Annotated in this window: 21 protein-coding genes and 1 tRNA gene; 15 read left to right on the top strand and 7 right to left on the bottom strand. The window is 64.7% G+C overall.

What is annotated here, in order from left to right:
- Nucleotides 1-90, top strand: a 90-nt coding sequence (locus tag QZM35_RS37770) for an IS3 family transposase (protein WP_301777433.1), incomplete at its 5' end; no start/stop codon positions are given.
- 75 nt (nt 91-165) lie between these two features.
- On the opposite strand, the gene QZM35_RS37765 is transcribed toward QZM35_RS37770, so the two are convergent.
- Nucleotides 166-2,376, bottom strand: coding sequence for a hypothetical protein (locus tag QZM35_RS37765; RefSeq protein WP_174975585.1), 2,211 nt, complete (start codon nt 2,374-2,376; stop codon nt 166-168).
- A 344-nt stretch (nt 2,377-2,720) separates the two neighbouring features.
- Nucleotides 2,721-3,536, bottom strand: a complete 816-nt coding sequence (locus QZM35_RS37760; RefSeq protein WP_254600304.1) for a tyrosine-protein phosphatase — start codon at nt 3,534-3,536, stop codon at nt 2,721-2,723.
- Nucleotides 3,537-3,930: 394 nt separating this feature from the next.
- On the opposite strand from QZM35_RS37760, the gene QZM35_RS37755 reads away from it, so the two are divergent.
- The 4 genes from QZM35_RS37755 to QZM35_RS37740 all read left to right on the top strand — a co-directional run bounded on the left by QZM35_RS37755 (nt 3,931) and on the right by QZM35_RS37740 (nt 7,052).
- The gene (locus QZM35_RS37755) at nt 3,931-4,644 is read left to right on the top strand and encodes a bifunctional 2-polyprenyl-6-hydroxyphenol methylase/3-demethylubiquinol 3-O-methyltransferase UbiG (RefSeq protein WP_089425204.1); all 714 of its coding nucleotides are present in this window, start codon (nt 3,931-3,933) and stop codon (nt 4,642-4,644) included.
- Between the two features lie 159 nt (nt 4,645-4,803).
- Nucleotides 4,804-4,880, top strand: a tRNA-Pro gene (locus tag QZM35_RS37750).
- A gap of 141 nt (nt 4,881-5,021) precedes the next feature.
- Nucleotides 5,022-6,233: an outer membrane protein assembly factor BamC gene (gene bamC, locus QZM35_RS37745; RefSeq protein ID WP_089425205.1), complete on the top strand. Its 1,212-nt coding sequence runs from the start codon at nt 5,022-5,024 to the stop codon at nt 6,231-6,233.
- Between the two features lie 528 nt (nt 6,234-6,761).
- A complete protein-coding gene (locus tag QZM35_RS37740) occupies nt 6,762-7,052 on the top strand; it encodes a putative quinol monooxygenase (RefSeq protein ID WP_039339313.1) in 291 nt (96 codons plus the stop codon).
- 40 nt (nt 7,053-7,092) lie between these two features.
- Here the strand turns inward: QZM35_RS37740 and QZM35_RS37735 are convergent, their stop codons facing one another.
- The 3 genes from QZM35_RS37735 to QZM35_RS37725 form a co-directional block, all read right to left on the bottom strand.
- Complete coding sequence (locus QZM35_RS37735) at nt 7,093-7,350, bottom strand: hypothetical protein (RefSeq protein WP_021162409.1); 258 nt, start codon at nt 7,348-7,350, stop codon at nt 7,093-7,095.
- A gap of 136 nt (nt 7,351-7,486) precedes the next feature.
- Nucleotides 7,487-7,765: a hypothetical protein gene (locus QZM35_RS37730; RefSeq protein ID WP_039339310.1), complete on the bottom strand. Its 279-nt coding sequence runs from the start codon at nt 7,763-7,765 to the stop codon at nt 7,487-7,489.
- Between the two features lie 221 nt (nt 7,766-7,986).
- Nucleotides 7,987-8,703 carry a YdcF family protein gene (locus tag QZM35_RS37725; protein ID WP_089425206.1) on the bottom strand — a complete coding sequence of 239 codons (717 nt, stop codon included), beginning with the start codon at nt 8,701-8,703 and terminating at the stop codon, nt 7,987-7,989.
- Nucleotides 8,704-8,860: 157 nt separating this feature from the next.
- Between QZM35_RS37725 and QZM35_RS37720 the strand changes: the two genes are divergently transcribed.
- On the top strand, nt 8,861-9,178 hold the full coding sequence (locus QZM35_RS37720; protein WP_011351791.1) for a hypothetical protein: 318 nt from the start codon (nt 8,861-8,863) through the stop codon (nt 9,176-9,178).
- Between the two features lie 165 nt (nt 9,179-9,343).
- Here the strand turns inward: QZM35_RS37720 and QZM35_RS37715 are convergent, their stop codons facing one another.
- Complete coding sequence (locus QZM35_RS37715; RefSeq protein ID WP_089425207.1) at nt 9,344-9,595, bottom strand: hypothetical protein; 252 nt, start codon at nt 9,593-9,595, stop codon at nt 9,344-9,346.
- A 198-nt stretch (nt 9,596-9,793) separates the two neighbouring features.
- On the bottom strand, nt 9,794-10,195 hold the full coding sequence (locus QZM35_RS37710; protein ID WP_006409263.1) for a transposase: 402 nt from the start codon (nt 10,193-10,195) through the stop codon (nt 9,794-9,796).
- Between the two features lie 428 nt (nt 10,196-10,623).
- Here QZM35_RS37710 and QZM35_RS37705 point away from each other — a divergent pair, with 428 nt between their 5' ends.
- The 9 genes from QZM35_RS37705 to truB all read left to right on the top strand — a co-directional run bounded on the left by QZM35_RS37705 (nt 10,624) and on the right by truB (nt 22,801).
- A complete protein-coding gene (locus QZM35_RS37705) occupies nt 10,624-11,526 on the top strand; it encodes a LysR family transcriptional regulator (protein WP_071334368.1) in 903 nt (300 codons plus the stop codon).
- Nucleotides 11,527-11,601: 75 nt separating this feature from the next.
- Nucleotides 11,602-12,813 carry a pyridoxal phosphate-dependent aminotransferase gene (locus QZM35_RS37700; protein WP_089425208.1) on the top strand — a complete coding sequence of 404 codons (1,212 nt, stop codon included), beginning with the start codon at nt 11,602-11,604 and terminating at the stop codon, nt 12,811-12,813.
- A gap of 272 nt (nt 12,814-13,085) precedes the next feature.
- Entirely contained in the window at nt 13,086-14,117 is a 1,032-nt protein-coding gene (gene scpB, locus QZM35_RS37695; RefSeq protein ID WP_089425209.1) for an SMC-Scp complex subunit ScpB, read from the top strand.
- Nucleotides 14,118-14,177: 60 nt separating this feature from the next.
- On the top strand, nt 14,178-15,944 hold the full coding sequence (gene rluB / locus QZM35_RS37690; protein ID WP_089425210.1) for a 23S rRNA pseudouridine(2605) synthase RluB: 1,767 nt from the start codon (nt 14,178-14,180) through the stop codon (nt 15,942-15,944).
- Nucleotides 15,945-16,398: 454 nt separating this feature from the next.
- The gene (gene rimP, locus QZM35_RS37685) at nt 16,399-16,857 is read left to right on the top strand and encodes a ribosome maturation factor RimP (protein WP_014897219.1); all 459 of its coding nucleotides are present in this window, start codon (nt 16,399-16,401) and stop codon (nt 16,855-16,857) included.
- Complete coding sequence (gene nusA / locus QZM35_RS37680; RefSeq protein WP_006476166.1) at nt 16,857-18,332, top strand: transcription termination factor NusA; 1,476 nt, start codon at nt 16,857-16,859, stop codon at nt 18,330-18,332. The genes rimP and nusA overlap by 1 nt, the downstream gene beginning before the upstream one ends.
- A 91-nt stretch (nt 18,333-18,423) precedes the next feature.
- Nucleotides 18,424-21,342: a translation initiation factor IF-2 gene (infB, locus tag QZM35_RS37675; protein ID WP_089425211.1), complete on the top strand. Its 2,919-nt coding sequence runs from the start codon at nt 18,424-18,426 to the stop codon at nt 21,340-21,342.
- 114 nt (nt 21,343-21,456) lie between these two features.
- The gene (gene rbfA / locus QZM35_RS37670) at nt 21,457-21,855 is read left to right on the top strand and encodes a 30S ribosome-binding factor RbfA (protein ID WP_089425212.1); all 399 of its coding nucleotides are present in this window, start codon (nt 21,457-21,459) and stop codon (nt 21,853-21,855) included.
- 13 nt (nt 21,856-21,868) lie between these two features.
- The gene (gene truB / locus QZM35_RS37665; RefSeq protein WP_089425213.1) at nt 21,869-22,801 is read left to right on the top strand and encodes a tRNA pseudouridine(55) synthase TruB; all 933 of its coding nucleotides are present in this window, start codon (nt 21,869-21,871) and stop codon (nt 22,799-22,801) included.
- The last annotated feature ends 178 nt before the right edge of the window (nt 22,802-22,979 follow it).

Raw genomic sequence — 22,979 nt, 5'->3', positions numbered from 1 at the left:
TTGGCAAGCTACATCCACTACTACAATCACGACCGCATCAAACTGAAACTAAAAGGGCTGAGTCCCGTGCAATACAGAACTCAGCCCTAGCCGTCATAACCCGTCCAACTTTACGGGGTCAGTTCAACGTGCCGCCGGGCTTTTTTCATGCGTGCCGCGTGTGTTTCAGCGTGACGCGAGCGGGTTCTTCTGCCCCATGTCGACGACCAGCGTGCCGTCCGGCAGCATCCGCACCGAGCCCTGCGCGACCTGGCTGCGGTAGCCGTACAGGTCGAAACGCATCGGGCCGGCCTCGGCCGAATTCCGGATCAGCGCGCGCACGTTCAGTTCGAGCACGTTGAACATCTTCATGTCGCCGCCTTCCATCCACATGTAGCTCGGTGCATCGATCTGCGGCCGTTGCGGCGCGGGCGCGCCCGCCATGCGCCTGAACGTGAGGCGCAGCCCGTCGCGCTCGACCGTTGCCTGTCCGAGCTTGCCGTTCAGCACGGGGGGCGGGAACACCGTGTACTGGTCGAGCACGAGCGTGTCGCCACGCAGTTCCGCGCCGCGCCGCTGCAACGGCGTCAGCGACGCCAGCTCGATGCCGAGCGAACGCAGCAGCTTCGCCTGCGGGATGCCGAGCACCGACACCTGGGACGGTTTGAATGCGAGATGCCGGTCGTCGAGCACGGACAGCGTGCCTTTCATGTCGGTCGGCAGCCAGACGCCCGGCACGTGGTTCCACAGCTTGATGCCGCCCTGGACGCGCAGGTTCGTGCCGTCCGCGCTCAGTTGCAGGTCGTTGAGGGAGCGGGGTGAGTAGTCGAGCAGATAGTTGTTGAAGAGCGCCGACATCGCCTTCCACGACTCGACGACGGTGCCGCCGAGAATGCGGATGTCGTACTGGTTCGGATCGTCGAGGTCGACGGGTTCGCCGGGCCGCTTCGAGACGAGCTCGACGTCGAGGTCCTCGACGTGAAAGCCGATATCCCCGGACAGGTTGAAGTCGACGTTGCGCAGATGGATCGTCGGGTTGCGGTTCGACACATGCCGTTCGTTGAACGGCGTGGTCGACGTGCGCCGCATCGCGACCTTCTGCATGCCGGGGTGGGCGGGGTTCGCCGCGAGTGCGTAGGCTTCCCAGTGCTGGCGTATGTCGCGCAACGCACTCTGTTGCGCGGCGAGGAAGCTGTCGTTCAGGCGCGCGGTCGCGTTGCCGAGCAACGCGCCGCTGGCCGGGCCCGCATACGACGGCATCCGGATCGCCATCGCGCCGCTTTCGTCGAAATTGAAGTAGCCGGCCGACACCTGGTCGCGATAGTGATAAAGGTCGAACACGAAAGTCTGGTCACGTTTCGTGGCATCGACCGGACCGATCAGGATGTCCGCGTTCATCGGCATCGAGCGCATGAACTTCACGTCGCCGCCGCGAATGTACATCGCTTGCTGCGGCGCGTTCGCGGGCATCGCGAAGCCGGCATGCGTGCCGTCGTCGAGCTTCAGGTCGAGCCCGGCCGGCGTCACGCGCAGCGCGGTGATCGTGAGCTTCAGGCGCGGCGGCGGCATCAGCTTGTCGACCGACATCACGAGATCGTCGCCGGCGAGTTGCGCGATCGGCGTCTGGACTTTCAGCAGGTCGGCCATCTTCACGTTGGCCGCGCGCATCACCGGCTGCGCGTTGATGCCCGATACGCGCACGCCCGTCGGATGGAACACGAGCTGGCTGCCGTCACGGATCGCGAGGGTGCCGGTCAGCGAGAACGGCACCCAGCCGTCGCGCTGCATCTCGCCTTGCAGGTGGATCACGCCGTCGCCGGCCGACACGGCGAGCTTGCGCAGCGGCGCGTTGCGGTAGCCGAAGATGTACGTGTTGAAGAGGGCGGTGAGCTTCGCGTCGTCGAGCGTGACCGTGCCTTCATGTACGTCGATCTGGAAACTGGTCGGATCGTCGAACACGATCGGCGCGCCGGCTTGCGTCGGCACGAGCGTGGCCGACAATTGATGGATGAAGAAGCCGAGATTGTTGACGATGCGGAAATCGACGTCGCGCAGGAACGTCATCGCGCCGTTCTGGCCCGAGTCCCGCAGCGTGAACGGACGCGGTTGCGTGAGGCTGATCGATGCGAGCGACGGCACGGTGCGTGCGACCTGCTGCTCGCGGGCGAGGCGTTCGGCCTTGGTGCGTTCGATCTTCGTCGACGCGACCGACGCGTTGCCGTCACGCTGCGCGGATGATTCCGCGCAACCGGCGCACAGCAGCGCGAGCGCCAGCACGCCGCAGCCGAACACGCGGGACGTCGCGGGCGACAGGGGGCGGGCCGCGCGTGGCGGGCCGGAAATCCAGTCGAAAATTGCCAAAGGCGAGCGATGGCCGCGCCGGACCGCATTCCGCATCGTCTGTCTCCATGTCTTGTCGTGATCGACGGCGGCGCGCGCCACTGCACGGCGCGAGCGTCGATGCCGTGCAGTGTGGCATAGCGTGCTAGAGCGGCGTTACCAAACAACGGGCGCCGGGGTGCGCCTGTCCGGCGGGCTGCGGGACAATGGATTCGGGGTGGTTGGGTGGCCGGATCAAACGGTCGTTTGGTTTGCTCGGCCCGTCGTCGGCGAATGTTTCCGCGACCGGGAAAATCCACCGCAGCCTTGGCCGATGCGGGTTTCGCCGAACGCGACGGGCAGCGGCCGCGGCGGTCGAAGCGGGGATGCGATCCGGCCCCGGCGCAGCAGCCGCGGGTCGGTCAGACCAGCATGTGCCGCCGGATTGCGTTCAGCGTCGCCTGGTCGAGTTGCAGCCCGTTCGCGATATACGACGTCATCGAGCCGTACGACGCGGCGACCTGGTCGAATGCCGCCTGCAGATAGTCGGTGTGCGCGCCTTGCAGCGCAGTCATCATGTCTGCCGCATTTTGGCCGCCGGCTTTCTGCGCCTGGGCGACCGAAGCGGCGATTTCCGATGCGCTATAGACGTTCGTCAGCAGATAGTCGGCGAGTATCGTCTGCTCGGACGCGCCCAGGATCGTGTGCAGGATCGCGGTTGCCCAGCCCGTGCGATCCTTGCCGGCCGTGCAGTGGAACACCAGGTTTTCGCCGGAGCCAGCGAAGCCGGTGAAGAGCGCGTGATAGCTGGCATGCGCGGTGTCCGACGTGACGAACGCGCGGTACATGCTCAACATGAATGCCTTCGCGGTGGCGCCGGTGGTCGGGATCGGATCGATGCTGGCAGCCCCGAGCACGTTGAGGTTTTGCCAGGTGGCGCCGGCCAGCGGCACATCCGGCTGCGTCTTGATCTCGGCGGGTGTGCGCAGGTCGCAGACCTGCCTGATGCCAAGCGTGCCGACGGTGGCGATGTCCGCGGCCGACAACGCGAGCGCGGATGAACGATAGATCACACCTTTTTTCATCTTGGCGCCGCTCGTTGTCACGTAGCCGGTTCCGTCCGGCCCGGCCGTGTCGCGAAAATTCGATGCGGAACTCAGCCGAGGTGTCGTGACCGGCGCGACCGAAATCGAGTCGCCTCCGCATGCCGACAGAAGCGATGCGCTTCCCAGCGCCACGCCTATCGTGCCGGCGCCCAGCCGGAGAAACTGTCGACGGGAAATTTCGTTTTTCTGATGCATTCAATGCCCTGTGTCGAAGACGGTTACAAGAGGTCGCGACTGCGGTGGTGATCGAAGTCGCCCCTGTATCACGCGACGCGGCAAAGCCGGGGCGGCCGGATCGATCGGCATGCAGTCGGACGGTTCGCCGGTGCGCATCAATTTCGCGCCGGGTAACCGCACGGTAGCGATTTGCGGCGAACCGGCCATCGTCCTTTTCGATTAGGTCGTAATGCGGGTTGCCGGTGTCGGCTACGCGTTGTCGACAGGTAGGATCGGCGGCAGCAGCGAGGTAAGATCGGCAGCAGTGGCTGTATCGACCAAAGCACAGTAGCCATCACGGGGAAACGTCATGGATCTCAAGGAAGTCGACGTATTGGGTGCGGGCGTGGGCGATCACTGGTACTACGCGTCGAAGGCGAGTGCGATCCGTCGGTTCCTGGGGGTGCCAGGTGCAAACCGGATACTCGATGTCGGTGCAGGCTCAGGCTTTTTCTCGAAGCACTTGCTGGAGCGTACGCAGGCGACGGAGGCGTGGTGTGTCGATACGAGCTACGCGGACGATACCGACGGCGAAGCGTCCGGCAAGCCCATCCACTTTCGGCGATCCATTGATCGATTCGACGCCGATCTCGTGTTGCTGATGGACGTGCTCGAGCATGTCGACGACGATGTCGGTCTGCTCACGCAGTATGTAAAGGGTGCGCCTTCGGGTAGCCGCTTTCTGATCACGGTTCCCGCGTTCCAGTTCCTCTGGAGCGGTCATGACGATTTTCTCGAACACAAGCGCCGATATACGCTGGGCAATCTCGAGGATGTGGTGCGTCGCTCGGGGCTCGACGTCGAGCACGGCGCCTATTATTTCGGTCTCACGTTTCCGCTTGCGGCAGCGTTGCGGCTCGGCGAGCGGGTGCGTCGGCAGCCGAACGAGCCGGCGTCGCAATTGCGTCGTCACCATCCGTTCGTCAACGGCTTGCTCAAGTCGATCTGTCGGATCGAGTTACCGATATTCCGTTTCAACCGCGTCGCCGGGCTGACGGTCATCTGTGTTGCGCGCAAGCGGTGAAGGCGAGGCGGAGTCGTGTGGTTGGTGGGCAATTCGTCCATGCCACGCGCGTCGTTGCTCGCATCGGCGCCTTCACGCCAAAAAATTTCACAAGAATATTCACAAAATGCATGCGACCCGTTCTAAATCGGAAAACTGTCTGTTATAATTTTTTTCTTTCGGGGCGTAGCGCAGCCTGGTAGCGTACCTGCATGGGGTGCAGGTGGTCGGAGGTTCAAATCCTCTCGCCCCGACCAGACAAAGAACCCGCGTCAGCTCAGGCTGACGCGGGTTTTTTCTTGCCCGTCGCTTTTTTGCACATCGCGGCGCGGCCCCGGTAAAATGCAAGGTTGATCCACGGAAAGCGCCGTGATTTAGCGGAAGAGGATTCCCCGAACATGACTGATCTTCGTCTTACCATGCGGTTCGCTGCAGTGCTCGCCACCGGCGCGCTCGTCGCCGGTTGCGGTACGTCGTCGCCCACGAAAGTGGACTACAAGAGCGATTCGAAATCGAAGGAAGCGTCGCTCGCAGTGCCGCCCAACATGCTCGACGAGACGGCCGATCAGCGTTCGCTGCCGCCCCAGGGCGGCGCGACTTCCCTGTCCGCGCTTCAGCAGGTCCAACAGGCAGCGCCTGCGCTGGACACTGTTGCTCCGGCCGTCGCCGGCATGCATATCCAGCGCGACGGCACCGAGAGCTGGCTCGTGATCGACGGCAAGCAGCCCGCCGCCGTCTGGCCGCAGGTTCGCCGCTTCTGGCAGGAGCAGGGCTTCCTGCTCGTCGTCGACCAGCGCGACAAGGGCGTGATGGAAACCGACTGGAACGAAACCCATCCGCAGATCAATGACGGCCTGATCCGTAGCGTGATCTCGAAGGCGATGGGCAACTCGTACGTGACCGCCGAGCGCAACAAGTACCGTACGCGTCTCGATTCGGCGCCGAATGGCGGCACCTACGTGTTCATCAGCCAGAAGGGGATGCGCGAAGCGATCACGGGCTCGAACAACGATTCGAGCAAGTGGGAGCCGAAGCCGAATGATCCCGCGCTCGAGACCGAATACCTGAAGCGATTGATGGCGGTGCTCGCACAGAACGAGCAGCGCGCGAAGAACGGCGAGCCGCCAATCGCGAACATCAAGGACAACACGGTACCGGCGGCCAAGGACAAGAAGGTCGACGACGCATCGTCGAAGGCTGCTGCAGCGATTGCCGCGCAAAACGTGTCCCGCACGTCGGCGCAAGGCAACGATGCGGCTGATGCTGCCGTCCCGTCGGAAGTCACGCTCGGCGAGCCGTACGACCGGTCGTGGCTGCGCGTCGGTCTCGCGCTCGATCGTGCGAACTTCACCGTCGACGATCGTGATCGCACGAAGGGCCTGTATTTCGTGCGCTATGTCGATCCGAAGGATCTGACCTCGGCGGAGCAGGGCTTCTGGAGCCAGTTGTTCCACGGCAAGAAGGAAAAGCAGGCGAAGCAGTACCGTGTCAATGTAAAGGCACTCACGGCCGACCAGACGCGCATCGCGATCGTCGACGATTCGGGTGCGATCGATACGTCGTCGCCGGCTCGCCAGATCATGGGGCTGCTCGTGAATCAGCTTCGCTGATCTCGACTTTCTCCGCATCAATGAAAAAGCCCGCCACATGGCGGGCTTTTTCATTGCCGCTCGCTGGCGCGCATGTGTGCCGGAGGTTCGGTCCCTCCTCGTGACGTTACGTAACATCCGCGCGTTACGGCGGCAAAACCCATGTCGCATCATCGAAGGCCAAGAATTTATCCTTATAAATCAATGAGGTGGTCGGTTTGTGGCAGTTGGCACGCAACCTGCTTTATATGTTGGAATTGTTGAAACAGGGAGGATGGCGTCAGATGCCGGGAGTGCGCCGCGAGCGCCCGAACAACGGTATCGACGTCTTCGAATGTCGACGCAACAAGCGTCGGCGCAACGGATGACGATCCGCGCCAGCGTGCGGATCCCGATGGCCCCGTCGCCTATCCTCGTAGGGCGACGGTTTCGCCCGCGCTTCTCTGAAGCGCGGGCTATTTTTTTGGGGCCGTCGTGTGACGCCGTGCTGGCGCAGCCAATGCGCGATTCGCGTATTCTCGGGCTTTTCCAGATGAAGGGGGAACGGGAATGGCGGAAATTGCAGTCGTGGCGCTGATCGTGGCGAAGCCGGGCGCCGAGGAGAAGTTGCGTGCCCAGCTCGAAGGGATCGTCGAGCCGACCCGCAACGAAGCAGGGGCGTTGCAGTACGACCTGCATCGGGATCTGAAGGAGCCGGCGCGATTCGTATTCGTCGAGCGCTGGGAAAGCGAGGAGGCGCTGGCTGCACATGCGCGTTCCGCGCACATTCTCGCTTATCGGGAAGCGGCCGCGGACTGGATCGAGCGTTCCGAAATCCGCGTGCTGTCGAAGCTCGTATGAGCCGGGCGGAGCGACCAGACGTGTCCGGCCGCGGGGTGCGTCAGTGCGACGTGTTGGGTACGTCGAGGATCAGGATGATCGTCCAGTCGGCGTCGCCGTCGTGATGGTATTGGCGCTCGGCGACGATGAACGGTTGCTGCTTGCCTTGCGGGCCGAGGAAAAGCACGTCGCCCTCCATCGGCAGGCACTCGATCGGCGGCAGCGCGAGGAACGCGTCAGCCGAGCCGCGGGGCATCAGTTGCTTGATCTGGCGAGTGGCGGCTTCGGTCCACTCGATGTCGAGTTGAATGTTGCTCATGCTGTCCTCCGCACCGGGGTGCGCACGGGTGGAAAATTTCGGTGCGCGACTTTAGCACAGCGCACGGGCACCGCAACCAAAAAAGCCGAACCCGGTTGCCCGGATTCGGCTTTTCGCTTGTGCGGTGCCGCCGAACTTACTGGCTGGCGGCGTCTGCGGCCTTGGCAGCCTTCTTGCCGGCCTTCTTCGCAGCAGCCTTGTGGTGAGCAGCCTTCTTGCCGTGGTGATGCTCTTCCTGCACCGCCGGCTGTGCGGCTTCCGCCGCTTGCTGCTGCTGCAGCGCCTGTGCGCGCTGCTCGATCTCGGAGATCTTGGCCGGATCGGTAATCGTCTTGATTTCCGTGCTCTCTTGCGCATACGCTGCGCCAGTCAGCGCCGACATCGCTACCAGGATAGCCAGGGACGTCTTCTTCATTGCTTTACCTCCGCTAAGTGGTGATGAACCCGAGTGTTGCCGTTTTGTCTGGCGACTGCAATCGAGTGCGTGTCGAGTGTAACAAAAGTGACGGATCAATGTGCACCGGATCGTGGCGCGACGCAACGCCCCGTTGAAGTCGCGCAACACTTCGCACGCTTCGTCACGCGGCTGCCATCGTCGTCGTCGCAGTCATTTTCGCTCCGGTTTCCCCGGGGTCGTCAGAACCACCCGAGCCATCGATAGACATGGAACTGCGCGATGCCGACCAGTTCGTGCAGCGCCTGCTCGGCGTTGACTACATTGCGCCAGCGCGGCAGCCAGCCCGTTTGCGCAGGCCGGCGATTCGCATAAACGGGCTGCGGATCGATCCCGAAACGGTGGAAATCGAGCAACGCGCGGCGCATCTGGTATGAGGAAGTGACGAGAATGCGTGCGTCGTCATACTGTGAGCGTAGTATAGACGCAGTGAATTTCGCGTTTTCGTAGGTTGTGCGGCTATCCGGTTCCAGAACGAGGTCCGCGGGCGCGACGCCTTCGGCGACGAGTTGGCGCCCGTATACGGCAGCCTCGGTTTCGCCGTGATGCTGCGGGTCGCCGCCCGACATCACCACGGTGCAGCGCTCGGCTTGCTGCCGGCAGGTGCGGTAGAGCGCTGCGACCTTGTGGATGCGGGCGGTTCCGTCCGGTGGCGGCCGCAGCCCGGAGTCGGTGTGCTTCGTCCCTGCGCCGATGAGAATCAGTGTGGTCCGTCCATGCATGTCCGGGTCCTCGACGGGTGCGACGCCCGCCTCGGTCCAGGCGATCAGCGGCGCGGCGAGCCAGCCTGTCGCGAGCAGCCAGAACAGCGCAACGGCGGCGATCGAGATGATTCGTCGCCGCTTGCGGCAGAGCATGAAACCGATGAAGAGAAGTACAAATGAATCGAACAGAATCAATTTGATTGGGGTATGGTGTCTTTTTATGGACGGCTGACGATCCGGCCCTGACGCGACGCCGAACGTCGGCGTCCAGAATCGGTGGCGGTATCGGCGGGCGGAGACACCGCCCGGCGCGCCGCTTCGCATTGTCGCTGCACTTTAAGAAAGAATCGAGATGGCCACGTATTCCAACGAAGCGGTGCTCGACGCATTGAGACGAGTGCAGTACCGCCAGGTACCGTGGGCACGCCGCCCGGGCGTGTTCGAGTATCTCCGTTCGCTCGGGCTGATGGACACGGTCAGGCAGAAAACCGTTGCCCCCGCACCGGGCTTCCATGCACCGGTCGACATTGCCGTACTGACCGAAAGCGGTCGAGCCGAATTCTCGCGCCTCGAGCGCGACGAGAAATTACTTTCCTGGACCGATCGCCGCATGGCCGACTACGCATTGAGCGAAGCGAGCGCCGTGGCGATTCTCGAAAGCCGCCTGTAGCGGTCGATCATCCCGCCGAAAAAAAGCCCGTATCGCGAGGATACGGGCGTACCGGATACTTTTGCTGTTGCCACGCTGTGCTCATGGCAAGGTTCTGACTCGTCGCATGCGGCGCAGTTCCCGATCGCGGGCGTTTTCTTTGGCGAAATTCCGAAATTGGCAGGACTACGGATGACGCGGTACGTCGGTCGGCTGCGAGCCGATGCGCGCTCGCGCGTTGCTGGCGATGTCGCCACGCAGGTCGCCACGCGGCACGGTTTGCCGGCCGGGCGGATTGGCAGACGGCGGCTGGCGGAGGGTGTTCCGGTGATCCTGCTGGCGGTGGGGCGGCTTCACGCGATCGTCGGCGTGGGCTGGAGCCGACAACGCCACGGAAATGACAATGCCGCATGCAACGAGCAGTGACATTGGTTTCATGGCGGGGCTCCCTTCAAGCCGTCGATGCGGCCTGTTGATATTTCGCTAAGGTAAGCGTGGGAGTGCAGGCTTGCTGTAAATATTGGTAAATAGATGTATCGCGGCACGACAACGGTAATCGACGGCAATGCGGGCGTCGCGAACGGGTCGCGTCGCTGAAAGAAACCGGGCGGCCGAAGCCGCCCGATCGAGCATTCGTTACGCCATCTTGACGGGCGCGCGCCAGGATTCCGGATTGGTCCAGAAGGCGCCGCGCAGCCGGTCGCGGCTCGGCGGCGCGGGCGGCTTCGCGGCGCTTGCGCCGATGCGCCCGCGCAGGGAGATCTGCCGGCCGCTCGTGCCGAGTCGCTTCACGATTTCGGCGAGCGTGCCGTCCGCCTGCCATTCGTCGAAGCGACGGCGGCAAGTCGGCGGCGACGGATAGCGGCCCGGCAGCTTCGACCAGCCTTCACCCGTCGACAGCACCCACAGCACGGCGTTCACCACCGAGCGGGCTTCCACGCGGGGGCGGCCGCGCCGCTCACTCCGTGCGGGTTCAGAGCAAAACAGACCCTCGACCAGCGCCCACTCGTTATCTCTCAAATCGTCGAACAGCATCATGTCCTCACCTCAGCGAAGCTAACTCCGGTGCGCTGCCCTGCGCCGCGCACTCTTCAGGCACTCGATCGTCGAGTGCCGGGTGGGGGCGTCCGGTTGGCCGGCAGCGGCGTTTCTGCTCTTCCGTCCGATCAAACCTGTGCCCTGTGCGCCAGGTAATGCACGAAGCGTGCCATGTCGGAGGTAATTCCCTCGAGAGCCGCTTGGCAGCGAGCTAACGGCTAAGTCAGCTAGGGGCGTATAAGACGCCAAAATAACCCGCCAGCAAATCGGGACAATCACCAATCTTGTGCAGCTCGCCCGCACCACGTGCGTTCGCGGATGTATTGCACCGCAGCGAAACATGTGGGGCAGGTGCCTGATTCGCACCTCGAAGCCGGATTCGCGCATTAAAATCGCGCATCGATATCGACGATTGATGAGGTCAGGAAATGAACGTCACGCTGCGCCAGCTTCGCGTCTTCATCGAGGTCGCGCGGCTCAAGAGCTTCAGTCGCGCGGGTGACGAGATCGGGCTCACGCAGTCCGCGGTCAGTCGCTGCGTGCGCGAACTCGAGGCCGAGCTCGGGCTGAAGCTGATCGATCGTACGACGCGCGACGTGCAGCTGACCGATGTCGGTGCGAACCTGATCGCGAGCGTGTCCCGTCTGCTCGACGATCTCGACGACACGCTGCGCGAGATTCGCGAAATCGGCGAGCAGCGCCGCGGGCGCGTGATCGTCGCAGCCAGTCCGACGATCGCGTGCCGGCTGATGCCGCGCGTGGTTGCGTCGTGCGAGCGCCAGTTTCCGTTCGTGACGCTGGGTTTGCGCGACGACGTGCAGAGCGACGTGTTGCGCAAGGTGAAGTCGAGCGAGGTCGATTTCGGCGTCGTGATCGGTCCGCTCACGGTGGCCGATCTCGTCTGCGAATCGTTGATGACCGATTCGTTCTGCCTGGTCGCACGCGCTGACCATCCGCTCGCGGCGCGCGCCGAGGTGCCCTGGACGGCGCTGGATGGCGAGCGCCTCGTACTCCTCGATCACGCATCGGGAAGCCGGCCGCTGATCGACGCCGCGCTGGCCGCTCATCATGTCAACGCGACGGTCATGCAGGAACTCGGGCATTCGGCGACCGTGTTCGGACTCGTCGAGGCCGGCGTCGGCGTGAGCGTGCAGCCGTGGCTGTCGCTGCCGCTACCAGCCGGCTCGACGCTCGTTGCGCGGCCGCTCACGCCACGCACCGAGCGCACGGTCGAACTCGTGCGCCGCCGCGACCGGTCGTTGTCGCCCGCTGCGCAGGCGATCTGGGAACTCGTGCGGCAGATGCCGGCGAGGGCAGAGGACCTCGACTGAAGCGGATCGACGTGCGCCGGCCCTGCTTGCAGGCCGGTACACTACGCGGACCGTGTTCCTCGAAGGTGGTTCTCGATGGTGCATTCCGCAGATTCTCTTCCGGTGGCCGGTTCGCCGGCGGCCCGCGATGCCGTGCACGCGTTGCGTCCGTCGCTGATCCGGGAAGTGGCAAACGCCGGCTTTGGCGTGCCGGACATGCTGCCGTTCTGGTTCGGCGAATCCGATCGCGTGACGCCGGACTTCATCCGGGACGCCGCCGCGGCGGCACTGCGCGATGGCGCAACCTTCTACACCCACAACCTCGGCACTGCGCCGCTGCGCGATGCGATCGCCTCCTACGTCAGCGCCCGTCACGGGGCGACGGCGGCCGACACCGTCGCCGTGACGAGTTCGGGCGTGAGCGCGCTGATGCTGGCCGCGCAGATGCTGGTCGGTCCGGGCGAGCGTGTCGTCGCGGTCACGCCGCTGTGGCCGAATCTCGTCGAGATTCCGAAGATCCTTGGGGCGCAGGTCGAATGCGTACCGCTCCGCTATGGCGATGCGGGTTGGCAGCTCGATGTCGGGCGGCTGCTTGCGGCGCTGACGCCCGATACGCGGATGCTGCTGATCAACTCGCCGAACAATCCGACCGGCTGGACGATGTCGCGCGACGACCAGCAAGCGGTGCTCGCCCATTGCCGCCGCCACGGCATCTGGCTGGTCGCCGACGAGGTGTACGAGCGGCTCGCGTTCGACGCGGGTGGCGCGGACGGTGCGCCATCGTTCCTCGACATCGCGTCACGCGACGAGCGGGTCGTGGTCGTGAATTCGTTTTCGAAAGCGTGGGCGATGACGGGCTGGCGCCTGGGGTGGCTCATCGCGCCGGCAGCGGTGATGGCTGACCTGTCGAAGCTCGTCGAATACAACACGTCGTGTGCGCCGGGCTTCGTGCAGGCCGCGGGTGAGGTCGCGCTGCACGATGGCGAGCCGTTCGTGCGGTCGTTCGTCGCGGCGCTGCGCGATGCGCGCGATCACCTGGTCGCCGCGCTGCGCACCCTGCCGGGTGTCGAGGTGCCGCCTCCGCCGGGCGCGATGTACCTGTTCCTGCGCCTGCCGGGCGCGTCAGACAGCCTCGCGTTCTGCAAGACGCTGGTGCGCGAGGCGGGGCTCGGGCTCGCGCCCGGGCGTGCATTCGGCCCGGAGGGGGAAGGGTTCGTGCGCTGGTGCTACGCATGCGATCCGGCGCGGCTCGACGCGGGTGTCGAGCGGTTGCGGCGGTTCCTTGCACGGGGCGTGGCCGACCGCTGAAGCGGGGCCGGAGCGGGCACGGCGTGCTGGCGGCACCCCGTTCGGCTCATCTTTACGCACCGGACAATTTTGCGTAATATGGCGCTCAGTCACGCGGTTCCGTCGTTGAACCGTGCTGTTCCGTCCGGTTTGGGCCTGGCCTGAAGTTGGTTCGCCGCCCCCGGTTCGTGCTCCCATCAATATGACCGATCAGAATCGGGCGAGCGCGTCTTCCGTTCCTTTCGTCTGTTTGTTGATCCGGTTCGTTTGACCACAGGGTCTGGCCTAGCTGCATGAATACCCAAGAGGCGAAGATCGTCCTCGAGACTGCTTTGATCTGCGCGCAGGAACCGCTGAAACTCGGCGATTTGCGCAAGCTCTTTGCCGACGGCGTGTCGGCTGACACGGTCCGCACGTTGCTCGAAGATCTGAAACAGGATTGGTCCGGCCGCGGCGTCGAACTGGTGGCGCTGGCAACCGGATGGCGCTTCCAGAGCAAGCCGGCGATGCGCCACTATCTGGATCGCCTGCATCCCGAGAAGCCGCCGAAATATTCGCGTGCGGTGCTCGAAACGCTCGCGATCATCGCGTATCGGCAACCTGTCACGCGCGGCGACATCGAAGAGATTCGCGGCGTGACGGTCAATACGCAGGTGGTCAAGCAACTCGAGGATCGCGGCTGGATCGAGGTGATCGGTCATCGCGACGTGCCGGGACGCCCGGCGCTGTATGCGACGACCAAGCAATTCCTCGACGACCTCGGCCTGAAGGCGCTCGATGATCTGCCTGCACTCGAAGAGCCGGCCGCGAACATCGAGGCCGCGCTGCTGGCGCAGCAGGCGATGGATTTCGACGAGGGCATGCCGGTTGCCGGTGACGCAACGGGCGACGCGCCGCAAACGGATGAGGCATCCAGCGATCAATCGGCAGGCTTGCCGGATGATCCTGCGGCGGACGTCGCGTCGACGCATGAAATCGCGAGCCGCGATACGCTCGATGCTGGTCGCGGGCAAGCTGAACGAATGGAACAGGCTGGCGCCGAAGCAGTGCCAGCCGGTGTGCAGCCCGAGCCGCTGCGCGCGGATTGGAGCGAGGAAGATCGCAAGCCGGCTGCCGAAGCGGTTGCCGGAGACGGAGCGGAAGCGGCCGGCGACATGCCCGGCGAGGCCGGCCAGGCCGACGCCCCCCGTTCCCGTCCTGCGGACGACGAGATGCTGGACGACACGTCCGACAGTCTCGCCGATGCCGTACGAAGCGCCAGTGCACCCATCGGTGCCGATGCGTTACCGGACGACGAAGCAGAACCTGAACAGCGTCGCGCCTGATCGCGGCCAACTTCTTGCCGCGCCCGCGCCGGGCGCGAGACCTGACATTTTGAGGTTGTTTTGACAGATATCCACGATATTGAATCGTCCGCGCCTGCCGTACAGGCAGCGCGTGCCGACGATGCACCGGAGCAGGGCGCTTCGGCCGAGGGCGGCGACGAGCGTCCCCGCCGCGGTCTGCGGCGAGGCCCGCGCAGCCTGATCGCGCGGCGTCGCGCGGCGGCCAAGTCGAAGGGCGCCGAAGGCGAGCCGCAGGGCGGCGAAGGCGCTGACGCGCAGCCGGCCGAGGCCACCGAAGCGCAGCAGCCGACGCGTGCGCCGCGCAAGGAAGGTGCGGCCAAGGGTGCTCGCAAGCCGGCGGCCAAGCGCGAAGGCGCGGCCAAGGCTCAGGGCGGCCAAGGCGGCCAGGGTCGTCGCGGCAGCGCGCCGAAGGCTGAGGGCGGTGCGGCAAAGGTGGAGGGCGATGCGTCCCAGGACGAACTGTTCGCCTACGTGACGTCGCCGGCATTCGACGCGGACAACTCCGCGGGCGGTAGCGGCGTGCGTGCACCGATGCTGCGTCGCGGCCGTAGCCAGCCGGCGAACAAGCGCGTGCTGTCGCCGGACGACGACGCGCCGAAGCTTCACAAGGTGCTGGCGGAAGCGGGCATGGGCTCGCGCCGCGAAATGGAAGAACTGATCGTCGCCGGCCGCGTGTCGGTGAACGGCGAGCCCGCGCACATCGGCCAGCGCATCATGCCGACCGACCAGGTGCGGATCAACGGCAAGCCGGTCAAGCGCAAGCTGCCGAACAAGCCGCCGCGCGTGCTGCTGTACCACAAGCCGACGGGCGAGATCGTCAGCCACGCGGATCCCGAAGGCCGTCCGTCGGTGTTCGACCGCCTGCCGCCGATGAAGACGGCGAAATGGCTTGCGGTGGGCCGCCTCGACTTCAATACCGAAGGTCTGCTGATGCTGACGACTTCGGGTGACCTCGCCAACCGCTTCATGCACCCGCGCTACAGCGTCGAGCGCGAGTACGCGGTGCGCGTCGTCGGCGAGCTGGCCGAAGGCATGCGGCAGAAGCTGCTGCACGGCGTCGAGCTCGATGACGGCCCGGCGAACTTCCTGCGCATCCGCGACGGCGGCGGCGAAGGCACGAACCACTGGTATCACGTTGCGCTGGCCGAAGGCCGCAACCGCGAAGTGCGCCGGATGTTCGAGGCGGTCGGTCTGATGGTGAGCCGCCTGATCCGTACGCGTCACGGCCCGATTCCGCTGCCGCGCGGCCTGAAGCGCGGTCGCTGGGAAGAGCTCGACGACACGCAGGTGCGCAAGCTGATGGCGACCGTCGGCCTGAAGGCGCCGACCGAGGAGAAGGGCAAGCGCGGCGGTGCCGGCCAGGCAGAACGTCGCCAGCCCGATCCGATGCAGACGTCGATGGGCTTCATCGGCCGAGAGCCGGTGCTGACGACACACGGGCAGCTGGATCAGCCGCGTCGCGGCGGCGGTCGTCGCGGCGGGCCGGGCCTGCCGGGTCTGAGCGGCTACGGCAGCCTGCCGGTCGCACCGTCGGGCTACGGCAATCGCGCCGGCGGCGGCCGGGACGGCAACCGTGCGGGCGGAGGCGGACGCGATGGCAATCGCGCTGGCGGTGGCCGTGGTGATGTCGACGGCAACCGCGCGTCGTATGGCGCAGGCCCCAAGCGCGACGGCGCGGGCCCCAAGCGCGGCGGCAGCAAGGGTGGTAACCGCAATCCGAACGGCAATCGTGCCGAGGGTGCCGGCAACGGCGGCGGCCCGCGCGGCGGTCAGCGTCCGCAGCGCAGCCGCACGCGCAGCCGCTGAGCAATCAGGCACGCGGCGCAAGGCCGCCGGTGTGCCGGCCGGATCGGCATCCGGCCGGTTTTGTCGGCGCGAGGCATTGCGTTTGTTGCTTTCGACTGTATATATGTCACGCGGTGCGGGATGGCCGCCGGCATGACCGATCTCCGGCCTGCCTTCATGGCGCCGGTTGATCGTGCAGCCCGATTTCGCATTTTTGGGCCCGTAAAGGCAGACGACACGCTGCTTTTACCGGCTGGCTTGGCGTTTGCGCCAAAAATCGCTATAATCGCGGAGTCGCTGGGCGTACGGATTCAATGTGCGGCTCAGGTGCGACCACCAGTAAGAAGATGGGCGTTCCGCCCATTTTTTTTTGCTGAAACGGTTAGGCATCTCGGGTAGCGCTTCCTGCGCCGGCTAAGGCGCGCGCCCGCGGGTGTAATCGCGAGCGGCGGGCGCGAACACCTGAGAGGACACAGTGCAACTGACGGAACTGATAGAAACCACGGTCACCGGGCTCGGCTACGAGCTGGTGGATCTCGAGCGCACCGGGCGCGGCATGCTTTGCATCTATATCGATCAGCCTGCCGGCATCTCGCTCGAAGATTGCGAAAAGGTCACGCGTCAGCTCCAGCACGTCTTGACGGTCGAAAACATCGATTACGAACGGCTCGAAGTCTCGTCCCCGGGGCTCGACCGCCCGTTGAAGAAGCTGGCCGACTTCGAGCGCTTCGCTGGCAGCGAAGTTTCCGTGACCTTGAAAAAGCCGCTGGACGGGCGCAAGACGTACCGGGGCATTCTGCACGCGCCGAATGGCGAAACGATCGGTTTGGAATTTGAGAGGAAGAAGGGCGAGGCGGCCATGCTGGATTTCACGCTGGCCGATATCGACAAAGCCCGCCTGATTCCGCAAGTTGACTTTAGGAGCCGCAAATAATGAGTCGCGAAGTGTTGATGCTGGTGGATGCGCTGGCGCGCGAGAAAAACGTCGACAAGGATGTGGTGCTGGGCGCCCTCGAGGCTGCGCTCGCGTCCGCTTCCAAGAAGCTGTTCGACGAAGGCGCCGAAATCCGCGTCCATATCGATCGCGAAAGCGGCGAGCACGAAACCTTCCGTCGCTGGCTCGTCGTGCCCGACGAGGCAGGCTTGCAGGAGCCGGATCGCGAGATCCTGCTGTTCGAAGCACGTGAGCAGAAGCCCGACGTCGAAGTCGGCGAGTATGTCGAGGAACCCGTTCCGTCGATCGAGTTCGGTCGCATCGGCGCGCAGGCCGCCAAGCAGGTGATCCTGCAGAAGGTGCGCGACGCCGAGCGCGAGCAGATCCTGAACGACTACCTCGAGCGGGGTGAAAAGATCATGACGGGTACGGTGAAGCGCCTCGACAAGGGCAACTTCATCGTCGAATCGGGCCGTGTCGAGGCGCTGCTGCGCCGCGATCAGCTGATCCCGAAGGAAAACCTGCGCGTGGGCGACCGCGTGCGCGCCTACATCGCGAAGGTCGACCGCACCGCGCGCGGCCCGCAGATCGAGCTGTCGCGTACGGCGCCCGAGTTCCTGATGAAGCTGTTCGAGATGGAAGTGCCGGAAATCGAGCAGGGCCTGCTCGAAATCAAGGCGGCTGCCCGTGACCCGGGCGTGCGCGCGAAGATCGGCGTCATCGCGTACGACAAGCGGATCGATCCGATCGGCACCTGCGTCGGCATCCGCGGTTCCCGCGTGCAGGCCGTGCGCAACGAGCTCGGTGGCGAAAACATCGACATCGTGCTATGGTCGGAGGATCCCGCCCAGTTCGTGATCGGCGCCCTCGCGCCGGCAGCTGTTCAGTCGATTGTCGTCGATGAAGAAAAGCACTCGATGGACGTCGTCGTCGACGAGAACGAGCTGGCTGTCGCGATCGGCCGCAGCGGTCAGAACGTTCGTCTTGCAGGCGAACTGACCGGCTGGCAGATCAACATCATGACGCCGGACGAATCCGCCCTGAAGCAGGGTGAAGAGCGCGACCGGCTGCGTGCACTGTTCATGGCGCGTCTCGACGTCGACGAAGAAGTTGCCGACATCCTGATCGACGAAGGCTTCACGAGCCTGGAAGAGATCGCGTACGTGCCGCTCAACGAAATGCTCGAAATCGAGGCGTTCGACGAGGACACCGTGCACGAACTGCGCAACCGCGCACGCGACGCGCTGTTGACGATGGCCATCGCGAACGAAGAAAAGGTCGAGAACGCAGCGCTGGATCTCAAGAGCCTCGACGGCATCACGCCGGAGCTGCTCGCGAAGCTGGCCGAACACGGCGTGCAGACGCGCGACGATCTCGCCGAGCTGGCTGTAGATGAACTGGTCGACATGACCGGGATGGAAGAGGATGCCGCTAAGGCGTTGATCATGAAAGCACGTGAACATTGGTTCCAGTGAGAAATGACCATGGCGCACTGATTTGATGGCGGCCGTATGGCCTGACCCGATGCTAACCGCAAGGAATCGGTCCTTGCACTAAGAGGAATGAATGGCGAGTAACAACGTAGCCCAATTTGCCGCGGAACTGAAAATGCCTGCTGGTGTGCTGCTCGAACAGCTGCAGGCAGCGGGCGTCCAGAAAGCGAGTGAAGACGATGCGCTGTCCGAAACGGACAAGGCGCGTCTGCTCGATCATTTGCGCAAGTCGCACGGCGCAACCGACGGCGACAAGCGCAAGATCACGCTGACCCGCAAGCATACGTCGGAGATCAAGCAATCTGACGCGACGGGCAAGGCTCGCACCATTCAGGTCGAGGTCCGCAAGAAGCGTACGTTCGTCAAGCGCGACGACGTGAGCGAGGGTGCGGAACAGGGTCAGGCGCAGGTCGCCGAAGCGGACGACGATGCGGAACTGAAGCGTCGCGAAGAAGAAGCGCGCCGTGAGGCCGAGCTGCTTGAGAAGCAGGCGCAGGAGCTTCGCGAGCGTCAGGAACGCCTCGAGCGCGAGGAAGCAGAGCGCCGCGCCCGCGAGGAAGCGGCTGAAGCCGAGCGTCGTCGCGCCGAGGAAGAGGCAGCGACGAAGCGTGCTGCAGCCGAAGCTGCGGCCGCACAGCAGCAGGCAGCCGCACAGCAGGCTGCAGCAGCCGAGCAGCAGGAAACGGCGAGCACGCAGTCCGCGCAGGACGAAGCACGCGCAGCCGCCGAACGTGCGGCTCAGCGCGAAGCGGCGAAGAAGGCTGAAGACGCTGCCCGCGAGGCGGCGGACAAGGCGCGCGCCGAGCAGGAAGAGATCAGCAAGCGTCGTGCAGCGGCAGAAGCCGAGGCGCGTGCGATCCGCGAAATGATGAACACGCCGCGCAAGGCCGTGGTCAAGGCAGTCGAGCCGCCGAAGCCGGTCGAGCCGCCGAAGCCGGCCGAAGCGAAGGGCACGCTGCACAAGCCGGCAAAGCCGGAAGGTGCGCAGGCGCGTCCGGCCGTGAAGAAGCCGGCCGGTGCGGCAGCGCCGGCTACGACTGCGCCGGCAGGCGCGGGCGACCGCAACAAGAAGCCGGGCGCAGGCAAGGGCGGCTGGCAGGACGACGCGTCGAAGCGCCGCGGCATCAAGACGCGCGGCGATTCGAGCGGCGGTGTCGACCGCGGCTGGCGCGGCGGCCCGAAGGGTCGCGGCCGTCACCAGGACAGCTCGACGTTCCAGGCGCCGACCGAACCGATCGTTCGTGAAGTGCACGTGCCGGAAACCGTGTCGGTTGCCGACCTCGCGCACAAGATGTCGGTCAAGGCCTCCGAAGTCATCAAGGTGATGATGAAGATGGGCCAGATGGTCACGATCAACCAGGTGCTGGACCAGGAAACGGCGATGATCATCGTCGAAGAACTGGGCCACCGCGCGGTTGCCGCGAAGCTGGACGATCCGGAAGCGCTGCTCGTCGAAGGCGAAACCGGTACCGATGCGGAGCAACTGCCGCGTCCGCCGGTCGTCACGGTCATGGGTCACGTCGACCACGGCAAGACCTCGCTGCTCGACCACATCCGCCGCGCGAAGGTTGCAGCGGGCGAAGCGGGCGGCATTACGCAGCACATCGGCGCATACCACGTCGAAACGCCGCGCGGCGTCATCACGTTCCTCGATACGCCGGGTCACGAAGCGTTCACGGCAATGCGTGCACGCGGCGCGAAGGCGACCGACATCGTGGTGCTGGTGGTAGCAGCCGACGACGGTGTGATGCCGCAGACGAAGGAAGCCATCGCCCACGCGAAGGCAGGCGGTGTGCCGATCGTCGTCGCGATCAACAAGATCGACAAGCCGGACGCGAATCTCGATCGCGTCAAGCAGGAGCTGGTCGCGGAAGGCGTCGTGCCGGAAGAGTACGGTGGCGATTCGCCGTTCGTGCCGGTTTCGGCGAAGACGGGCGCGGGTATCGACGATCTGCTCGAGAACGTGCTGCTGCAAGCCGAAGTGCTGGAACTGAAGGCGCCGGTCGAGGCGCCGGCCAAGGGCATCGTGATCGAAGCGAAGCTCGACAAGGGCAAGGGCCCGGTCGCGACGATCCTGGTGCAGTCCGGTACGCTGAACCGAGGCGACGTCGTGCTGGCGGGTACGGCCTATGGCCGCGTGCGCGCGATGCTCGACGAAAACGGCAAGCCGACGAAGGAAGCCGGCCCGTCGATTCCGGTCGAAATCCAGGGTCTGTCGGAAGTGCCGGGTGCGGGCGAAGAAGTGATCGTGCTGCCGGACGAGCGCAAGGCGCGTGAGATCGCGCTGTTCCGCCAGGGCAAGTTCCGCGACGTCAAGCTTGCGAAGCAGCAGGCCGCGAAGCTGGAAAGCATGCTCGAGCAGATGGGCGAAGGCGAAGTGCAGAACCTGCCGCTCATCATCAAGGCGGACGTGCAAGGCTCGCAGGAAGCACTCGTGCAGTCGCTGCTCAAGCTGTCGACCGACGAAGTGCGCGTGCAGATCGTGCACAGTGCTGTGGGTGGCATCAGCGAAAACGACGTCAACCTCGCAACGGCATCGAAGGCGGTCATCATCGGCTTCAACACGCGTGCAGATGCACAGGCGCGCAAGCTGGCCGAGTCGAACGGCATCGACATCCGTTACTACAACATCATCTATGACGCAGTGGATGAGGTGAAGGCGGCGATGTCGGGCATGCTGGCGCCGGAGAAGCGCGAAGTCATCACCGGCATGGTCGAGGTGCGCCAGGTCTTCAAGGTACCGAAGATCGGTGCAGTCGCCGGCTGTATGGTGACGGACGGTGTCGTCAAGCGCTCGTCGTCGGTGCGCGTGCTGCGCAACAACGTCGTGATCTTCACGGGCGAACTTGAATCGCTGAAGCGCTTCAAGGACGACGTGAAGGAAGTGAAGCAAGGCTTCGAGTGCGGTATGTCGGTGAAGAACTTCAACGACATCGTCGAAGGCGACCAGTTCGAAGTCTTCGAAGTGACCGAAGTCGCGCGTACGCTGTAACCCTCGCGCATCGGCTCATGGGCGGGGCAGGCTTGGGCCTGTCCCGCCCATTTTCATGGTGGCGTGCCAACACTGGCCGCCGCTTTATCCTGATAAACGGATCACGGATCGATCATGTCCAGGAAACGTACTTCCCCCAATCGCAACGTGCAGATCGCTGACCAGATTCAGCGCGATCTGTCCGAACTCATCATGCGCGAGGTTAAAGACCCGCGCATCGGCATCGTGACCATCCAGAGTGTGGAACTCACGCCGGATTACGCACACGCGAAGGTCTACTTCACCGCGTTGACCGGCGATCCGGACAAGACGCAGGAAGCGCTGAACCACGCGTCGGGTCACTTGCACAACCTGTTGTTCAAGCGTCTGCACATCCATACGGTGCCGACGCTGCATTTCCACTACGACCAGACGATCGAGAAGGCCGTGGAAATGTCGCGCCTGATCAAGGAAGCGAACTCGACGCGCGCGAAGGACGACGACGAGGCCGATTCGGCCGCCAAGGACGACTGAGCTCGACCGGCCTATGACGACTGCAGCACCCCAACGTCCGCGCGTGCCCCGGCGCGTGCTGGACGGCGTCCTCCTGCTCGACAAGCCGGTCGGCCTGTCGAGCAACGATGCGCTGATTCGCGCGAAGCGTCTGCTGCTCGCGAAGAAAGCCGGTCACACCGGTACGCTCGATCCGCTGGCTTCGGGCCTGCTGCCGCTGTGCTTCGGCGAGGCGACGAAGTTCTCGCAGGATCTGCTCGAAGCGGACAAGACGTACGAAGCGACGATGCGTCTCGGCCAGCGTACGGCTACCGGCGACGCGGAAGGCGAGGTGATCGAAGCGCGGCCGGTCGAATGCGACCGCACGGCGGTGGAAGCCGCGCTCGTGCGCTTCACCGGCGAGATCGTGCAGGTGCCGCCGATGTATTCGGCGCTCAAGCGCGATGGCAAGCCGCTGTACGAATATGCGCGGGCGGGGCAAACCGTCGAGCGCGAGGGCCGCAACGTGACGATCCTCGCACTCGACCTGCTCGCGTGCGACCTGCCTGATGTGACGTTTCGCGTGACCTGCAGCAAGGGCACTTACGTGCGTACGCTGGCGGAGGATATCGGCGAGGCGCTCGGTTGCGGCGCGCATCTGACGATGCTGCGTCGCACGGGCGTCGGCGCGCTGACGCTCGAGCATGCGGTGACGCTCGATGCGCTGTCCGATGCCGACGAAGCGTCGCGCGATGCGTGGCTCCAGCCGGTCGACGCGTTGCTGTCGACGTTTCCGCTGGTTCGTCTCGATGAAACCAGCGCGAAACGGTTCCTGCACGGCCAGCGTCTGCCGCTGTCGGCGCTCGATCCGATCGATGCGGCCGAAGGTGAGCGTGTGCGCGTCTATGACGCCACTCGGTTGCTCGGCGTGGCGCGCAAGGCGAACGGCGTACTTGCGCCGGAACGGCTCGTCGTCACGGCGGCCTGACGCCGCCGCGCGAACGCGCTCCCGTTGGAATAAAAAAGCCCGACCGGCGCGATGAACTGCACCCCAAAAGTTGGACATCGATCCAACCTTTGGGGTGTTTTTCATGAGCAAGTACACGGAGCAGTTCAAGGTATCCATTGCAGAGGAGTACGAGTCCGGCCACGCTGGGTTCCGTGAG

This window comes from Burkholderia sp. AU45274 (assembly GCF_030482505.1).
Classification (GTDB): Bacteria; Pseudomonadota; Gammaproteobacteria; order Burkholderiales; family Burkholderiaceae; genus Burkholderia.
Note: the sequence above shows the minus strand (reverse complement) of the source record. Positions and strands in the feature narration are given on the sequence as shown.